The sequence below is a fragment of the Parachitinimonas caeni genome (genome assembly GCF_030129945.1).
GTDB classification, from domain to species: Bacteria; Pseudomonadota; Gammaproteobacteria; order Burkholderiales; family Chitinimonadaceae; genus Parachitinimonas; species Parachitinimonas caeni.
In genome coordinates, this window is the sequence record NZ_JARRAF010000133.1 from 1 (window position 1) to 960 (window position 960).

The 960-nt window shown below is 60.9% G+C and carries 1 protein-coding gene; it reads right to left on the reverse strand.

The window, feature by feature from the left end; all coding sequences use genetic code 11:
• Positions 1 to 960 (reverse strand): type VI secretion system Vgr family protein (locus tag PZA18_RS25780; protein ID WP_284103408.1); only part of this gene is annotated, 960 nt, incomplete at both ends.

Genomic DNA, 960 nt, shown 5'->3' on the forward strand with positions numbered 1-960 from the left:
CGACATTGACGTTGTAAGCCATGCCGATGGTCATCATCTTGGCCAGGCCGACGTTCTGCATATAGGCCATGCCAACCGTCTCGGTCTTGAGCTGGCCGACCTTGATCGACCAGTTCTTGCTGATCTTATCCTGCTCATTCCGGCCTATCTGCTTGTCACGGCTGCTGCCCACCGACAGGGACTGGTTCTTGCCGATGGTCACCGACTCATTCTTGCCCACATCCTCATTGCGGTTATCGCCAATCGAGATGGTTTCGTTGTGATCGACCCGTTCCTTGCGGTGCTGGTGGATGGTGAGGGTTTCATTCTGGTCGACGGTCTCCGTCCGGTTCTGGTGAACGGTGATGGTTTCATTGCCATCCACCGTCTCCGTGCGGTGGCGGTGGACAATCGTGGTCTCGTCGCGGTCGATGGTCTTGCGCCGGTCATTGCCCACCCAATGGCTCTCATCATGCTCAACCTCGATCCGCTGATCCTTCTCGGCATGCAGCCAGACTTCTTCGGCGCCCTTCTTGTCTTCGAAGCGCAGGGCGTTGGCGTGGTCGTAGTGGCCGCCCTGGCTGGAGCGGCTGAGAATGCCGGACTGGGTCTTGTTGCCGGGCAAGTCCCACGGTGGCATCTGGTCGGCGTTGTAGACGCGGCCGGTGATCAGCGGTTGGTCCGGGTCACCTTCCAAAAAGCTGACCACGACTTCCTGACCGATGCGCGGAATCGCCACCATGCCGAAGTTCTGGCCGGCCCAGGGTTGCGACACCCGCACCCAGCAGCTGGATTGATCGTTCTTCTTGCCGCGCCGGTCCCAGTGGAACTGCACCTTGACCCGCGCATGCTCATCGGTCCAGATCTCTTCGCCAGCCGGGCCGACGATGACGGCGGTTTGTGGGCCTTGCACGATGGGTTTCGGCGTGCTGCGCTCGGGCCGGAACGGCAGGTTGGAGGGCAGGGCCTGGATATCGACCT